This is a genomic window from Nonomuraea sp. NPDC049378 (assembly GCF_055586745.1).
In genome coordinates this window covers 908,869-922,924 of record NZ_JBVJHP010000001.1, presented here as the reverse complement: position 1 = coordinate 922,924, position 14,056 = coordinate 908,869, and the positions used below count along the sequence as shown (strand labels likewise).

Sequence of the window (14,056 nt, the reverse complement as noted above, 5' to 3'; positions counted from 1 at the left end):
AGTAACCATGCCCAACACCCCCCATATCACCAGGCGTGAGCTTCTTCGCGGTGCCGCTCTCGTGCCCGTGGCGGGCGCGCTCGCCGCGTGCGCGACCCCCGCCGCCCAGCCCGCGCCCTCGTCGGCGGCGCCGGCCGCCACCAGCGCGGCCAACCCGTTCGGCGTGGGCGACAAGCCGCTCGAGGTGTGGATCTTCGACGGCGGCTTCGGCCAGGCCTACGCCACGGACATCCACCAGCCGCTGTTCAAGAGCAAGTACGCGAAGGTGGAGATCAAGCACAACTCCACCAAGGAGATCACCAAGGTCCTCCAGCCGCGCTTCGCCGGTGGCAACCCTCCCGAGGTGATCGACAACTCCGGCGCCAACGCCATGGACTTCGGCGCCCTGGCCCAGGACGGCCAGCTCCAGGACCTGACGCCGCTGCTCGACGCGCCATCGTGGGACGACCCCAACGTCAAGGTGCGTGACCTGCTGGACCAGTCGGTGATCGACATCGGCACCTACGACGGCAAGTTCTGCGTCCTCGGCTACGTCAACTACATCCACGGCATCTGGTACTCGCAGAAGGTCTTCGACGACAACGGCTGGGAGATCCCGAAGACCTGGGACGCCTTCCTCGAGCTGTGCGAGACCATCAAGAAGTCGGGCAAGATGGCGCCCTTCACCTACGCCGGCAAGCACCCGCAGTACCTGTACGAGCCGCTGCTCACCATGGCCGCGAAGATCGGCGGCAACGACGTGCTGGTCAACATCGACAACCTGGAGGACGGCGCCTGGACGGCCGAGCCCATGCTGACCGCCGCCGAGAAGTGGGCCGAGGTAGGCGCCAAATATCTCATGCAGGGCACGGCGGGCCTCGACCACGTGCAGACGCAGACCGCCCAGAACAAGAAGCAGGTGGCCATGCTGCCCTGCGGGTCGTGGCTGGAGAACGAGCAGAAGACCACCACACCTGAGGACTTCGCGTACGCGATGTTCCCCATCCCCGACGTCACGAGCTCCGACGCGATGCCGTACGGCACCCTGGACACCCGGCCCGGCGAGAACTTCATCGTCTCGGCCAAGAGCGCCCACCCGCAGGCCGGCATGGAATACCTGCGGGCCATGTTGTCGAAGAAGGCGGCCGGCGACTTCAGCGAGCTGGTCACCACGGTCACGACGGTCAAGGGCGCGAGCGATGGCCGCGACATCTCTCCGGGCGTCACCAGCGCCTCCAAGGCGGTCGCCGACGCGGGCGAGAACACCGTCTACTTCCGCTGGCCGACGTGGTACGGCCCGCTGAACGACGAGGCCAAGGCCGCGACCGGTGAGCTCATGACCGGCGGCCTGACCCCGAAGGCCTACCTCGAGCGCGTCCAGAAGAAGGCCGACGAGATCAAGAACGACTCTTCCATCAAGAAGTACAAGCGCTGATGGTGCTGTTCAACAGGTATCGCCGCGGGCTGTTCATCACCTCGTTCCTGGCAGCCCCGGTGATTCTCTACCTGGTCTACGTGATCTCGCCCTACGTCCAGGCGTTCTACATCGCGATGACCGACTGGCGCGGCGTGACGGCCGCGCCGAACTTCATCGGGCTCGACAACTTCGAGCGGCTGCTGGGTGACAACGTCTTCTGGAAGGCGGTCACCCACAACGTCGCCCTGCTGGTGTTGCTGCCGGCGATCACGATCGTCATCGCGCTGTTCTTCGCCTTCCTGCTCAACGTGGGCGGGAAGCAGGGCGTGTCGGGCATTCGCGGGTCGGGCTTCTACCGGGTGGTCTTCTTCTTCCCGCAGGTCCTGGCCGTCACCATCGTGGCGGTGCTCTTCCAGCAGGTGTTCAGGCCCGACGGCAGCGGCATGCTGAACGGGCCGCTGATGGGGCTCGGGCAGCTGTTCGGGCCCGACGGCAGATGGCCGCTGACGGCGTTCGAGTTCGGCCCGGTCGGGTTCCTGTCCGACCCTGACGTCGCGTTCTGGTCGGTGCTCGGCGTCCTGGTGTGGCAGGCGGTCGGCTTCTACGTCGTGCTGTTCTCCGCCGGGCTGGCGAGCATCCCCAAGGACATGTTCGAGGCCGCCCAGATCGACGGCGCCAACCGGATCACCCTGTTCTTCCGCGTCACGCTCCCGCTGTTGTGGGACACCGTCCAGGTCGCCTGGGTCTATCTGGGGATCCTCGCCATGGACGTCTTCGCGATCGTCTGGGTGATGACCGACCAGCAGGGCGGGCCCGACTGGTCGACCACGGTCATGGCGGCCGAGATCTACCGCAACGCCTTCGAATACTTCCGCTTCGGCTACGCCTCCGCCCTCGGCGTGGTGATGTTCTTCTTCACCGTCGGTTTCGCGGTCCTGTCACTGCGCCTGTCGCGGCGCGAACGAATCGAGTACTGAGAGATGGCAACGACGACTCCGGCGACCACAGGGACGCATTCGAGGAGCGCCCTCCGCGTGGAGCGGAGACGGCGGCTGGGGCCGATGGGCGTGTTGACGCACGCGGCGCTGGGCATCTGGACCCTCCTCGTGACGGTGCCGATCATCTGGACCTTCCTGGCCTCGGTCAAGAGCGAGGACGAGATCTTCGGCGACGCCTGGTCGCTGCCGGCCACGCTGCAGTGGGACAACTTCGCCAGGGCCTGGGAGCAGGCGCGCATCGGCCAGTACATGCTCAACAGCCTCGTCGTCGTGTCGTTCAGCACGTTCGGCACGATGCTGGTCGGCTCGATGGCGGCGTACGTGCTGGCGCGCTATCCCTTCCGCGGCAACCGGGCGATCTACATGTTGTTCGTCTCGGGACTGGCCTTCCCGTTCTTCCTGGCGCTGACCCCGCTGTTCTTCGTGGTGCAGAACATGGGCAACGTGCCGGTGGTCGGGCCGTTCATCGGCCTGAACACGTACGCGGGCGCGGTGCTGGTCTACATCGCCTACTCCATGCCGTTCACCGTCTTCTTCCTGTCCGCCTTCTTCCGCACGCTGCCGACGGCGGTCGCGGAGGCCGCGATGGTGGACGGCGCGTCGCACACCAGGATCTTCTTCCAGATCATGTTGCCGATGGCCAAACCCGGCATCATCAGCATCACGATCTTCAACATCCTGGGCCAGTGGAACCAGTACCAGATCCCGCTGATCCTGCTCCAGGACCGCGAGAAGTGGGTGCTCACCCAGGGCATCGCGGACATCTCCACCGCCGCCGGATACGACGCGGACTGGGCGGCCCTGTTCGCCGCGCTCACCCTGGCCATCCTGCCCATGCTGGTCGTCTACACGGTCTTCCAGCGGCAGATCCAGTCCGGCCTGACCGCGGGGGCGCTCAAGTGACGCCGGCAGTGACGCAGGCGGGGCCGCGTACGGACGCGGCCCCGCCCGAGCGCGTCAGCAGCGGTTGATCCGGGAGTTCACCAGCTCGATGTCGCGGATGACGATGTTGTTCCCGCACGGGTTCTCGTTGATGGCGGAGTTGGTCAGCGTCAGGTTCTGCAGCGTGATGTCCGACGTCACGGGGAACTCGCTGCGGGCGGCGATGCGGATGTCGGAGCCGTTCACGGTGCCGCTCTGGGCGGCGATGGTGACGTTGTAGCAGTTCTCGATCAGGATCGAGTTGCTGCCGGTGCCGGAGATGTCCACGCGGTCGATGACGGCGCCGCCGCTCTCCGAGACGCAGAAGACGCCGCGTCCGCCGCCCCTGGCGATGACGGTGCCGACCCGGACGTTGGTCGGGTAGCCGCTGCCGATGCGGCCGTTGCGGTTGGCCATGCGGAAGGCCGCGTATCCGGTGCCGGTGCCGGCGCCCTGGGCGTCGACGGTGCCGACCGTGGCGTTGATCGTGTCGTTGAACAGCAGGCCGGACTCGCCGGTGTTCCTGGCCGTGACGGTGCCGATGGTGATGCCGTCCACGCCGTACGTCTCGACGCCGTGGCTGCTGCCGCCGGAGGCGTACACGCTGTCGATGCGCACGTTGCGGGTGCGGACGTTCCTGTTGGCGTGGTTGTCGATGCGGACGCCGAGCCCGGCCGACCCGAGCCGCAGGTCGAGCCGGCCGAGCGTGATGTTGGTGCCGTTGCGGACGAACACCCCGAAGTAGGGGTTGCCGGTCACGTTGAGGTGGGTGACCTCGACGTCGGTGACGTTCTGGGCGCGTACGGCCGCGTTGTTGGCGCTGATCGTGCCGGACACGTTGATCGTGCCGCACACCTCCAGGATGGTGTAGCTGGGCAGGTCGAGCGACTGGTTGGCGTTCATGGAGCCGGAGCCGCGGACGATCACCTTCTGCTTGGAGGTGCGCCCTGAGGTGAGGCTGCCGACGGCGCGGCGCATGGCCTCGATCATGCTGGCGCCGGTGTAGAGCGTGGTGCCGCCGTTCCTGGCCGTCCAGGTGCCGTTGCTGAGGACGGCCTCGGCGTCGAACGACCCGCTGCCGCAGTCGCCGGACCCGCCGCCGCCCATCTTGACGAGCTGCCATTGCTGGTTGGCGCCGCCGAGGTCGTCCCACTGGGAGATCCTGGCGCCGTCACCGGTGCCCCACTCCCACACCTCCAGCGCCTTGCCGCTGTTGCGGTTGATCAGCCGGACGTGGCCGCCGTCGGAGTCGGCCAGGCGGAACTGCTGGTTGGCGGCGTTCAGGTCGGCCCACTGGACGATCTGCGCGCCGCCCTCGGTCGACCACTCGTAGACGTCCAGCACCTTGCCGCTGTGGCGCGACTTGAGCCGGTAGTAGCCGTCGCCGGAGCTGACGAACTGCCACTGCTGCTGGTTGCCGTCGTTGCGGGCCCACTGCACGATCGGCGCGCCGTCGTTGGTCGCGAAGTCGTACAGGTCGAGGGCCTTGCCGCTGTGCCGGTTGACCAGCACGTACCAGGCGCTGGTGTCGACGCTCGCCGCGACGGCGGGCGGCGGCTGAGCGATGACGGCGCCGGCCAGGGCGAGGAACGCCGCCGCCAGGACGGCGAGCAGGCGCCGCCAACCTCGTCCGGTGGCCTGAGGTAAGGATCTCACTGTCTGCTCCCATCCTGAAGGAAAGCGCTTTCCTGGGATCAGATCAGCGAGTGACGGAGCCTAAGTCAAGCGAGCAGGTACCGTCAGGCCCGCCTGCCTGCCCGAACCCGCTGAAACGTTCATCCGAGGAGCTGGCGCGCTCTGGCGGGCTGCCCGGCCCTGACGTCGACGCCTGAGCCTCACAACTCGGCGCGCAGTTCGCGGGCGGCCGTGACCACGTTCGCCAGGGACGCCTCCACCTGCTCGTACGTCCGCGTCTTCAGCCCGCAGTCCGGGTTGACCCACACCCGCTCGGCGGGCAGCACCGCCAGCGTCCTGCGCAGCAGCTCCTCGACCTCCGCCGCGCCCGGCACGCGCGGCGAGTGGATGTCGTAGACGCCCGGCCCGAGCCCGCGCCCGAACGCCTCCACCGCCCCCAGGAGCCTGCCTCCCGACCGGGCCGACTCGATGGTGGTCACGTCTGCGTCCAGGCCGTCGATGGCGGCCAGGATCTGATCGGCGTCCGAATAGCACAGGTGCGTGTGGATCTGCGTGCGGTCGCTCGCCCCCGACGTGGCCCTCCGGTACGCCGCCACCGCCCACTCCAGGTAGTCGGCCTGCGCGGCCCGCCGCAGCGGCAGCAGCTCGCGCAGCGCCGGCTCGTCCACCTGGATGATCTTCACCCCGGTCGCCTCCAGGTCGCTCACCTCCTCGCGCACCGCGTCGGCAACCTGGAACACCACGTCGCGCAGCGGCAGGTCGTCGCGGACGAACGACCAGGCCACGATGGTGACGGGCCCGGTGAGCATGCCCTTCACCGGCTTGTCCGTGAGCGACTGCGCGTAAGCGGCCCACCGGACGGTGATCGGCGAAGGACGGCTGACGTCGCCGTGCAGGATGGGCGGCCTGGTGCAGCGCGACCCGTACGACTGGACCCAGCCGTTGGCGGTGACGGCGAAGCCGTCGAGGTGCTCGGCGAAATACTGCACCATGTCGTTGCGCTCGGGCTCGCCGTGCACGAGGACGTCGAGGCCGAGCCGCTCCTGCAGCCGGATGACCCGCTCGATCTCGGCCTCGACCCGCCGCTCGTAGTCCTCCTGCGGCAGCGTGCCCGCCGCGACCTCCGCCCTGGCCGCGCGGAGCTCGCCGGTCTGCGGGAACGACCCGATCGTGGTGGTCGGCAGCGGGGGCAGCCGCAGGTGCTCGGCCTGGGCCGCCGCGCGCTCCGCGTACGGGCCGCGCCCCTCCGCCGCCACGGGCGCGGGCAGCGCCACGGAAGGCCCGGCGGGGGCGGCGCCGTGGAAGGGCGAGCAGGAGAGCGCCACCACCTCAGCGACCTTCTGCTCGGCGAACGCCAGCCGCTCCTTCAACGCCGGATCCAGCCCGGGCTCGGCCGCCACGTCGTACGGCACGTGCAGCAGCGAGCACGAGGTGCTCACCGTCACCCGCCCGGCGCGCACGGCGGCCAGCGCCGCCAGCGCCCGCTCGGGCGAGGTGCGCCACACGTCGCGCCCGGACACGACGCCCGCGACCACGGTCTTGCCCGGCAGGTCGATCTCCGGCACGCCGCCCCTGACCAGGTCGACGCCGATGGCCTCCACCGGCGTGCCGGCCAGCACCGGCAGCGCCTCTCCCGCCGGGCCGAAGTACGTGGCCACGAACAACCCCGGCCGCGCGGCGGCGGCCCCCAGCCGCTCGTACGCGGTCCGTACGGCGGCCAGCTCCTCCGGCGTCCGGTCGGCCACCAGCGCCGGCTCGTCGAGCTGCACCCATGCGACGCCCTCCGCGGCGAGCGCGGCCAGCAGCTCCTCGTAGCAGCCGAGCACCTCGTCGAGCCGATCGAGGGCCGAGGCCAGCAGCAGGAACGTCACCGGCCCCACCACCACGGGCCGCGTCTCGTACCCGAGCGCCCGCGCCTCCCGCACCTCGGACAGCGGCTTGGCCGCGTCGAGCTTGAACACCGTGTCGGGGCCGATCTCCGGCACGATGTAGTGGTAGTTCGTGTCGAACCACTTCGTCATCCGCAGCGGCGCGACCTCGTCGGTGCCTCTGGCCATCGCGAAATAGGGGTCGTCCGCGTCGCGGTAGCGCGCCGGCACCGCGCCCAGCAGCACGGCCGTGTCCAGCATCTGGTCGTACATCGAGAAGGTGTTGCTCGGCAGCCCCTCCAGCCCCAGCTCGGCCAGCCTGCGCCAGGTCCGCTCGCGGATCCGCGCGCCCGACCGGTCCAGCTCGTCGCGGGTGGCGCGCCCGTCCCAGTAGGACTCCAGCGCCCGCTTCAGCTCTCTGCGCGGGCCGATCCGCGGGTAGCCGAGCACCGTGGACGTGGGAAATGGGGACATCTCGCAGGCTCCCTAGGACGTGGATCAGATCGCTGCGATCCTGCCGAGTACCCCGTGAGTCATGCACTATGTATTGGTGCTGCTTATGCTCAGGGAGATCCACTGCTTCACCAGGGTGGCGGAACGGCTCAGCTTCTCCAGGGCCGCCGCCGACCTGGGGATGTCGCAGCCCGCCATGAGCCAGGCCATCACCCGACTCGAACGCGCCACCGGCATCCAGCTCTTCCAGCGCACGGCCCGCGAGGTGCGGCTCACGGCGGAGGGCAAGGCGCTGCTCGCGCACGCGCGGCAGGTGATCGAGTCGGCCCGGGCGTTCACCGATGAGGCCGCGCGGCTTGCCCGGCCGACCATTCACCTCGCTTATCCACCGCTCGTCGGCACTCTCGCCGCGCGGATCGCCAGGCGGCTCGCGAGCCGCACCCCGTCACTCGGCGTGGAGCTCCGGCCCGCCGGGCGGGGCGCGGCGGCGCAGGCGCTGGCGAGCGGCGAGATCTCCGCGGCGATCCTCGCCACCCCCGCTCCCGCGCGGTTCGTCACGGCCGCCCGGTTCCACGTCACCGTCGACCACCTGGCCGTCCCCGTGAGCCACCGGCTGGCGCCCTCGGCCAAAGTCGCCCCGGCGGAGCTGGGCGGCCAGGTGCTGCTCACGCCGTTCAGCCGGCCGTGGTCAGGGTTGCCCGGCCGCGCGCGCATGGTGGCCGACGACGACTTCGCCGCCGCGCTCGACCTGGTGGCGGCGGGCGCCGGGCTGCTGCCGATCCCGCAGCTCCTGGCCAGGACCATCAAGCGGGACGACGTGCGCTTCGTGCCGCTCGACGCGGGCGACCTGCGCATCACCTACGCCCTGGCCTGGTCGAAGGAGCACGTCACGCCGGAGCTGATGGCCCTGGTGCAGGCCGTTCAGGACGCCCTGTGGACCAGGTGAGCTACCACGGGAGCGTGCCCGAGACGTCGAAGTAGCCCCCGGTCGGGCCGCCGGGGCCCACCTGCGCCATCCGTACGATGATCTCGGCCCCCTCCTCCACGGTCTGCGTGCCCATGTGCCTGTTGAGGTCCGTCGCGGTGTAGCCGGGCTCCACCGCGTTGATCCGCATGCCGGGGAACGCCTTCGCGTACTGCACGGTGATCATGTTGACCGCGGACTTCGAGGCGGGGTAGGCGACCCCCGGGTAGGCGTGCGTCGGCGTGTCCGGAGTGGTGACCCTGGTCAGCGACGCCAGGCCGCTGCTGACGTTGACGATGACCGGGGCCGCCGAGCGCCGCAGCAGCGGCAGGAAGGCACGGGTGACGCGCACGAGGCCGACGACGTTGGTCTCGAACGTCGTGCGCATGATGTCGGCGGTCACGTCCGCGGGGCCGATGACGCCGCCGTCAGGGGTGCGCTCCTCGATGCCTGCGTTGTTCACCAGCACGTCGATCCCGCCGCCGGCCTCGACGGTCTTGGCCGCGGCCGCGACCGAGTCGTCATCGGTGGCGTCGAGCTGGACGTACCGGGCGCCCAGCCGCTCGGCCGCGCGGCGCCCGCGTTCGGCGTCCCTGCTGCCCACGTACACGGTGTGACCTGCTTCGATGAGGCGGCGGGCGGTCTCGAAGCCCAGCCCCTTGTTCGCTCCGGTGATCAGTGTTGTCGTCATGCCCTCAAGCCTCTGGCGGGGCGGCGCGGGCGGCCAGCCGTCCGGTCTTCCTGGGACCGCCAGTACCAGGCGGGCGCCCCGGTGCTGGGGGCAGACTGGTGGCATGACGGCGACGGAGTTCGGGCAGGCGGTGCGGCGCTGGCGCGACCGGGTCTCGCCCGCGACCGTCGGGCTGCCGGCCTCCGGGCAGCGGCGCGCGGCCGGGCTGCGCCGGGAGGAGCTCGCCCTGCTGGCCGGGATCTCCGCCGACTACATCACCCGCCTCGAACAGGGCCGGGCCGCCAACCCGTCGGCGCAGGTCGTCGAGGCGCTGGCGCGGGCGCTGCGGTTGTCGGCCGACGAGCGCGCCTACCTGTTCCGGATGGCCGGGCTCGAGCCGCCGGGGCCGGAGATGGTGCCCGGGTTCATCACCCCGAGCGTGCAGCGGCTGCTGGACAGGCTGGCCGGCACGCCCGTCGGGGTCTACGACGCGGCCTGGACGCTGCTCCTGGCCAACCCGATCTACGCGGCGCTGATGGGTGATCCGTCCGGATGGCGGGGCGACGAACGCAACGGCGTGTGGCGCAACTTCGCCGGGCCCGGCGGCCGGGTGCGCCACACGCCCGAGGCGCGGCGCGCGTTCGAGGCCGCGCTGGTCGCCGACCTGCGCGCCACCGCCGGGCGCTATCCCGCCGACCAGCAGGTGCGCCGCCTCGTCGCGCGGTTGCGCGCGAGCAGCGACCGGTTCGCCGAGCTGTGGGACTCCGGCATCGTCGGCCGGCACGAGGCGGCGCGCAAGACGATCGATCATCCGCAGGTGGGCGCCTTGACGCTCGACTGCGACGTGCTCAGCGTGGCGGGCAGCGACCTGCGCATCATGGTCTACACCGCGGAGCCAGGCACCGACGACGCCGAACGCCTCGCGCTGCTGGCCGTCCTCGGCACCCAGACGCTCATGGGCTAGCGGGCAGGTTCTTCAGCGCCTCGCGGCGGCTCAGACCCGAGATGCCCTTGGCGTTGACGTAGTGTACGACCTCGGCGGGGCTGGTCTTGGCGTATTCGCGTAACGCCCATCCGATGGCCTTGCGCGCGAAGAAGTCGTTGTCGGACAGGCTGGGCTCGATGCACGCGTAGAGCAGGGCCGTGTCGGTGCGCGCCCTGAAGCGGTTCTGGCAGAGGATCGCGGTGCGGCGCTTCCACAGGTCGGCGTCGTGCGCCCACTCCAGCATGAGCGGCCGCATGGTGTCGGGGAACGCGGCCAGCAGCCCGCCGACGCGGTGGGTGGCCAGCTCGTCGACCAGATCCCACCAGGCGCCGGTGACGATCATCTCTTCGTACATCGGCACGGTGTAGAGGGTCTGGAACTCGCGGTAGTAGTGGTGGCCGGACAGCTCGACGGCGGCGTAGCGCTCCTCGCGGTATTCGGCCTCCCGCCACAACGCCAGCACCGCCCGCCGCCACTCGGGCGCGGTCTCCAGCCGGTGCCCGGCGAACACCCGCCGCAGCGCCGCCCGCCTGGCCACGGCCTGGACGCCGAGGAACGGCAGCGCGGACTTCATGTACGCGCGCATCGCCTCGGCCTTGGCCGGCTCGGCGACCTCCTGCAGTGCCAGCCGCACCGCCTTGCCGAGGCTCATTTCCCGTGGGTGGTGCGCTCGCCCGTGGCGATCCCGTCGAACAGCACGGTGATGTAGTGCTCGGCCAGGCCGCTGGTGTTGAGCCTGCCGCCCGGGCGGAACCAGCGGACCGCGACCCAGATGGTGTCGCGGATCATGCGGTAGGTCAGCTTGGGGTCGACGTCGGGCCGGAACAGGCCGGCCGCCTGGCCGGCCTTGATCTGCGCCACCCACATCTGCTCGACCTCGTCCTCGGCCTTGACGAGGTAGTTGAACCGGGGGAACTGGCGCAGATAGTTCCAGTCGTTCTGCATGACGGTGATCGCGGCGCGGTGGGGCTCGAGCGTGCCGAAGCCGATGCGGACCATCTCCGACAGCACGGTGCGCGCGTCGCCTCCGGACTCGAGGGCGGCGCGGTAGCGGGCGATGAGGTCGTCGAGGAAGGTGGAGAGCACCTCGTCGACGATCGTCTCCTTGGAGTCGAAGTGGTGGTAGAGACTTCCGGAGAGGATGCCGGCCTCGTCGGCGATCTCGCGGACGGTCGTGGCCTGGAAGCCCTTGCGCGCGAAGAGCTCCGCGGCGAGCTTGACGAGGTGGTCGCGCCGCTCTGACGCCGACCCTGACGAGGTCGTGCGCTGGCGCTTGGCCGGGGTGGTCGCGGTGCCGGAGTTCTTTCGCGTGGTCACGTTCCCATTATGGAGCCTCAGACAATCGCTTGTTCACCCAACGTGCCCAGTTCATGCGGCATTCCGCGTGCGACCAAGCGCTTGCTACGATGCGATGATGAGCGAGGCCTACATCGTCGGAGCCGTCCGCACCCCCGTCGGGCGCAGGAACGGCGGACTGGCCGGAGCGCACCCCGCCGACCTCGGCGCCCACGTGCTCAAGGAGCTGATGCGCCGCACCGGCGCCGACCCCTCGGCGGTCGACGACGTGATCTTCGGCTGCGTCGACACCATCGGCCCCCAGGCCGGCGACGTCGCCCGCACCTGCTGGCTGGCCGCCGGCCTGCCCGAGGAGGTGCCGGGCGTCACGATAGACCGCCAGTGCGGCTCCTCCCAGCAGGCGCTGCACTTCGCCGCACAGGCCGTGCTCTCCGGCACGAACGACCTGGTGGTGGCCGGCGGCGTGCAGAACATGAGCATGGTCCCCATCTCGGCCGCGATGCTCGCGGGCCGGCCGCTCGGGCACGAGACCCCCTTCGCGGGCTCCAAGGGCTGGGCCGAGCGGTACGGCACGCGGGAGGTCTCGCAGTTCGCCGGAGCCGAGCAGATCGCCGCCCGCTGGGAGATCACCCGCGAGGAGATGGAGCGGTACGCGTACACGTCGCACCGGCGGGCCCTGCACGCCATCGAGGCCGGTCGCTTCCGGCGCGAGATCGCCGCCTTCGAGGGCGTCACGGCGGACGAGGGCCCGCGCGCGGACACCTCGCCCGAGAAGATGGCCGGGCTCAAGCCTCTGACCGAGGGCGGCAGGCTCACGGCGGCCCTGGCCTCCCAGATCTCCGACGGCGCCGCCGCCCTGCTCGTCGCCTCGCCCAGAGCCGTACGCGAGCACGGCCTGACCCCGCGCGCCCGCGTGCGCCACCTGTCGGCCCGCGGCGCCGACCCGATCATGATGCTCTCCGCTCCCATTCCCGCCACCGCCCACGCCCTCCGCGTGACCGGCATGTCCATCGGCGACTTCGCGGCGATCGAGGTGAACGAGGCGTTCGCCTCCGTCGTGCTGGCCTGGATGAAGGAGACCGGCGCCGACCCCGCCAGGGTCAACCCCAACGGCGGCGCGATCGCGCTCGGCCATCCGCTCGGGGCGACCGGCGCGGTCCTGGCAGTGCGGCTGCTGCACGAGCTGGAGCGCACGGGCGGCACGTACGGCCTGCAGGTCATGTGCGAGGGTGGAGGTCAGGCGAATGTCACCGTCATCGAACGGCTCGCCGGCGCGGGGGCGGCCTGACGTCAGAAAATGCCACTAGCAAATAGGAAACTTTCCTATTAGATTGCGGGTCATGCCCATGAGCGGTGACCTGCTGCGCCTTGCCGACGCCGTCCTGTTCCCCGGTTTCACCGGACACGAGCCACCCGACTGGCTCCGCCGCCGGCTCGGCGAGGGGCTGGCCGGGGTTGCGCTGTTCTCGCGCAACATCGCCGATCCTGCCCAGGTGGCCCGGCTGACCGCCGCCCTGCGCGCGGAGAACCCCGCGGTGCTCGTCGGCGTCGACGAGGAGTCAGGCGAGGTCACCCGGCTGGAGGCGGCCACCGGCAGCAGCCGCCCCGGAGCGTACGCGCTCGGCGTGGTCGACGACGTGGCCATGACCGAGACCCTGGCCGCGGACGTCGGCGCCGACCTGGCCCGCGCGGGCATCTCGATCGACTTCGCCCCCTCCGCCGACGTGAACTCCAACCCGGACAACCCGGTCATCGGCCTGCGCTCCTTCGGCGCCGACCCCGCGCTGGTCTCCCGGCATGCCAGGGCGTTCGTCCGCGGCCTGCAGTCCGCCGGAGTGGCCGCCTGCGTCAAACACTTCCCCGGCCACGGGGACACCACGGTCGACTCCCACCACGGCGTGCCCGAGATGGCCGCGGACGGCGTCGAGGACGCGCTGCTGCCGTTCGCCGACGCCGTCAGGGAGGGCGTCAGGGCGGTCATGACGGGCCACCTCCTCGTGCCCTCGTACGACGGCGAACTGCCCGCCACGCTCAGCCCCAAGGTGCTCACCGGGCTGCTGCGCGAGGAGCTGGGGTTCCAAGGGATGATCATCACGGACGCCATCGAGATGGCCGCGGTGACGGCGGCGTACGGGATCGGCGGCGCGTCGGTCCGGGCCATCGCCGCCGGGGCCGACGCGATCTGCGTCGGCGGCGAGCACGCCGACGAGGCCACCGCCACGGGGATCCGAGACGCGATCGCCGCCGCGGTGACCCAGGGACTGCTGCCCGAGGACCGGCTGGCCGACGCCGCTCGCAGGGTCCGCGAGCTGGCGGCATGGACCGCGTCCTCGGGCAGCCCGGCGAGGGCCGGGGGCGAGGGCGGCGCGGGATCCGGCGCGCACGCCCACGCCGCGAACGACGGCGGCGCCGGGCTGGTGGCGGCCCGGCGGGCCGTCAGGGTCGTGCGCCGCTCCACCGAGCCGGAGCTGCCGCTGGCCGCGGCCCCGCACGTGGTGGAGCTGGCGCCGGAGATGAACCTGGCCATCGACCGGCACACCCCCTGGGGCGTGGGCGAGCCGCTGGCCGGGCTGCTGCCCGGCACCGCGGTCACGCGCATGACCGCGGGAGAGGCGACCGGTCCCGCACTGGAGCGGCTGCTCGCCGCGGCGGCCGGCCGCCCGCTGGTCGTGGTGGTCAGGGACGCGCACCGCCACCCGTGGCAGGAGGATGCGCTGAGGCACCTGCTGAGCGCCCGCAAGGACGCCGTGGTGGTCGAGATGGGCCTGCCCGCCCGCTCGGACCTCGGAGCCGTGCACATCGCCACGTACGGCTCCGCCCGGGTCTGCGGCCAGGCCGCCGCGGAGATCCTGGCCGGTAGTCTCTGAGAC

General features: G+C 71.0%; 12 protein-coding genes. 7 read left to right on the top strand and 5 right to left on the bottom strand.

Annotated elements, in window-relative coordinates:
- Positions 1-7 precede the first annotated feature (7 nt).
- From ngcE to ACZ6SA_RS04175, 3 genes are read left to right on the top strand one after another with little or no spacing between them, the layout of a single operon-like run.
- Complete coding sequence (gene ngcE / locus ACZ6SA_RS04185) at positions 8-1,414, top strand: N-acetylglucosamine/diacetylchitobiose ABC transporter substrate-binding protein (RefSeq protein ID WP_465826551.1); 1,407 nt, start codon at positions 8-10, stop codon at positions 1,412-1,414.
- Complete coding sequence (locus tag ACZ6SA_RS04180) at positions 1,414-2,373, top strand: carbohydrate ABC transporter permease (protein WP_465826549.1); 960 nt, start codon at positions 1,414-1,416, stop codon at positions 2,371-2,373. Before ngcE ends, ACZ6SA_RS04180 begins: the two co-directional genes overlap by 1 nt.
- A gap of 57 nt (positions 2,374-2,430) precedes the next feature.
- Positions 2,431-3,297 carry a carbohydrate ABC transporter permease gene (locus ACZ6SA_RS04175; protein WP_347641494.1) on the top strand — a complete coding sequence of 289 codons (867 nt, stop codon included), beginning with the start codon at positions 2,431-2,433 and terminating at the stop codon, positions 3,295-3,297.
- A 54-nt stretch (positions 3,298-3,351) separates the two neighbouring features.
- Here the strand turns inward: ACZ6SA_RS04175 and ACZ6SA_RS04170 are convergent, their stop codons facing one another.
- Together ACZ6SA_RS04170 and metE are read right to left on the bottom strand one after the other, a co-directional pair.
- Entirely contained in the window at positions 3,352-4,971 is a 1,620-nt protein-coding gene (locus ACZ6SA_RS04170) for an RICIN domain-containing protein (protein ID WP_465826548.1), read from the bottom strand.
- Positions 4,972-5,150: 179 nt separating this feature from the next.
- A complete protein-coding gene (gene metE / locus ACZ6SA_RS04165; RefSeq protein WP_465826546.1) occupies positions 5,151-7,292 on the bottom strand; it encodes a 5-methyltetrahydropteroyltriglutamate--homocysteine S-methyltransferase in 2,142 nt (713 codons plus the stop codon).
- Between the two features lie 61 nt (positions 7,293-7,353).
- On the opposite strand from metE, the gene ACZ6SA_RS04160 reads away from it, so the two are divergent.
- On the top strand, positions 7,354-8,217 hold the full coding sequence (locus ACZ6SA_RS04160; RefSeq protein WP_465826545.1) for a LysR family transcriptional regulator: 864 nt from the start codon (positions 7,354-7,356) through the stop codon (positions 8,215-8,217).
- 1 nt (position 8,218) lies between these two features.
- Here ACZ6SA_RS04160 and ACZ6SA_RS04155 read toward each other — a convergent pair whose 3' ends face one another.
- Positions 8,219-8,926 carry an SDR family NAD(P)-dependent oxidoreductase gene (locus ACZ6SA_RS04155; protein WP_465826544.1) on the bottom strand — a complete coding sequence of 236 codons (708 nt, stop codon included), beginning with the start codon at positions 8,924-8,926 and terminating at the stop codon, positions 8,219-8,221.
- A 103-nt stretch (positions 8,927-9,029) separates the two neighbouring features.
- Between ACZ6SA_RS04155 and ACZ6SA_RS04150 the strand changes: the two genes are divergently transcribed.
- Positions 9,030-9,869, top strand: coding sequence for a helix-turn-helix domain-containing protein (locus ACZ6SA_RS04150; RefSeq protein ID WP_465826542.1), 840 nt, complete (start codon positions 9,030-9,032; stop codon positions 9,867-9,869).
- Here ACZ6SA_RS04150 and ACZ6SA_RS04145 read toward each other — a convergent pair.
- Together ACZ6SA_RS04145 and ACZ6SA_RS04140 are read right to left on the bottom strand one after the other, a co-directional pair.
- A complete protein-coding gene (locus ACZ6SA_RS04145; RefSeq protein WP_465826541.1) occupies positions 9,859-10,542 on the bottom strand; it encodes a DNA alkylation repair protein in 684 nt (227 codons plus the stop codon). The two genes, ACZ6SA_RS04150 and ACZ6SA_RS04145, sit on opposite strands and share 11 nt — an antisense overlap.
- Positions 10,539-11,207, bottom strand: coding sequence for a TetR/AcrR family transcriptional regulator (locus ACZ6SA_RS04140; protein ID WP_347641500.1), 669 nt, complete (start codon positions 11,205-11,207; stop codon positions 10,539-10,541). The genes ACZ6SA_RS04145 and ACZ6SA_RS04140 overlap by 4 nt, the downstream gene beginning before the upstream one ends.
- Before the next feature lie 97 nt (positions 11,208-11,304).
- Here ACZ6SA_RS04140 and ACZ6SA_RS04135 point away from each other — a divergent pair, with 97 nt between their 5' ends.
- Positions 11,305-12,474, top strand: coding sequence for an acetyl-CoA C-acetyltransferase (locus ACZ6SA_RS04135; RefSeq protein WP_465826540.1), 1,170 nt, complete (start codon positions 11,305-11,307; stop codon positions 12,472-12,474).
- 52 nt (positions 12,475-12,526) lie between these two features.
- On the top strand, positions 12,527-14,053 hold the full coding sequence (locus tag ACZ6SA_RS04130) for a glycoside hydrolase family 3 protein (RefSeq protein ID WP_465826538.1): 1,527 nt from the start codon (positions 12,527-12,529) through the stop codon (positions 14,051-14,053).
- Positions 14,054-14,056 lie beyond the last annotated feature (3 nt).

Bases quoted from the DNA above. Each gene is read 5' to 3' on its own strand.
- ACZ6SA_RS04180 (WP_465826549.1), top strand. From the start codon at position 1,414: ATGGTGCTGTTCAACAGGTATCGCCGCGGGCTGTTCATCACCTCGTTC.
- ACZ6SA_RS04160 (WP_465826545.1), top strand. From the start codon at position 7,354: ATGCACTATGTATTGGTGCTGCTTATGCTCAGGGAGATCCACTGCTTC.
- ACZ6SA_RS04150 (WP_465826542.1), top strand. From the start codon at position 9,030: ATGACGGCGACGGAGTTCGGGCAGGCGGTGCGGCGCTGGCGCGACCGG.
- ACZ6SA_RS04130 (WP_465826538.1), top strand. From the start codon at position 12,527: ATGCCCATGAGCGGTGACCTGCTGCGCCTTGCCGACGCCGTCCTGTTC.
- ngcE (WP_465826551.1), top strand. From the start codon at position 8: ATGCCCAACACCCCCCATATCACCAGGCGTGAGCTTCTTCGCGGTGCC.
- ACZ6SA_RS04135 (WP_465826540.1), top strand. From the start codon at position 11,305: ATGAGCGAGGCCTACATCGTCGGAGCCGTCCGCACCCCCGTCGGGCGC.
- metE (WP_465826546.1), bottom strand. From the start codon at position 7,292: ATGTCCCCATTTCCCACGTCCACGGTGCTCGGCTACCCGCGGATCGGC.
- ACZ6SA_RS04145 (WP_465826541.1), bottom strand. From the start codon at position 10,542: ATGAGCCTCGGCAAGGCGGTGCGGCTGGCACTGCAGGAGGTCGCCGAG.
- ACZ6SA_RS04155 (WP_465826544.1), bottom strand. From the start codon at position 8,926: ATGACGACAACACTGATCACCGGAGCGAACAAGGGGCTGGGCTTCGAG.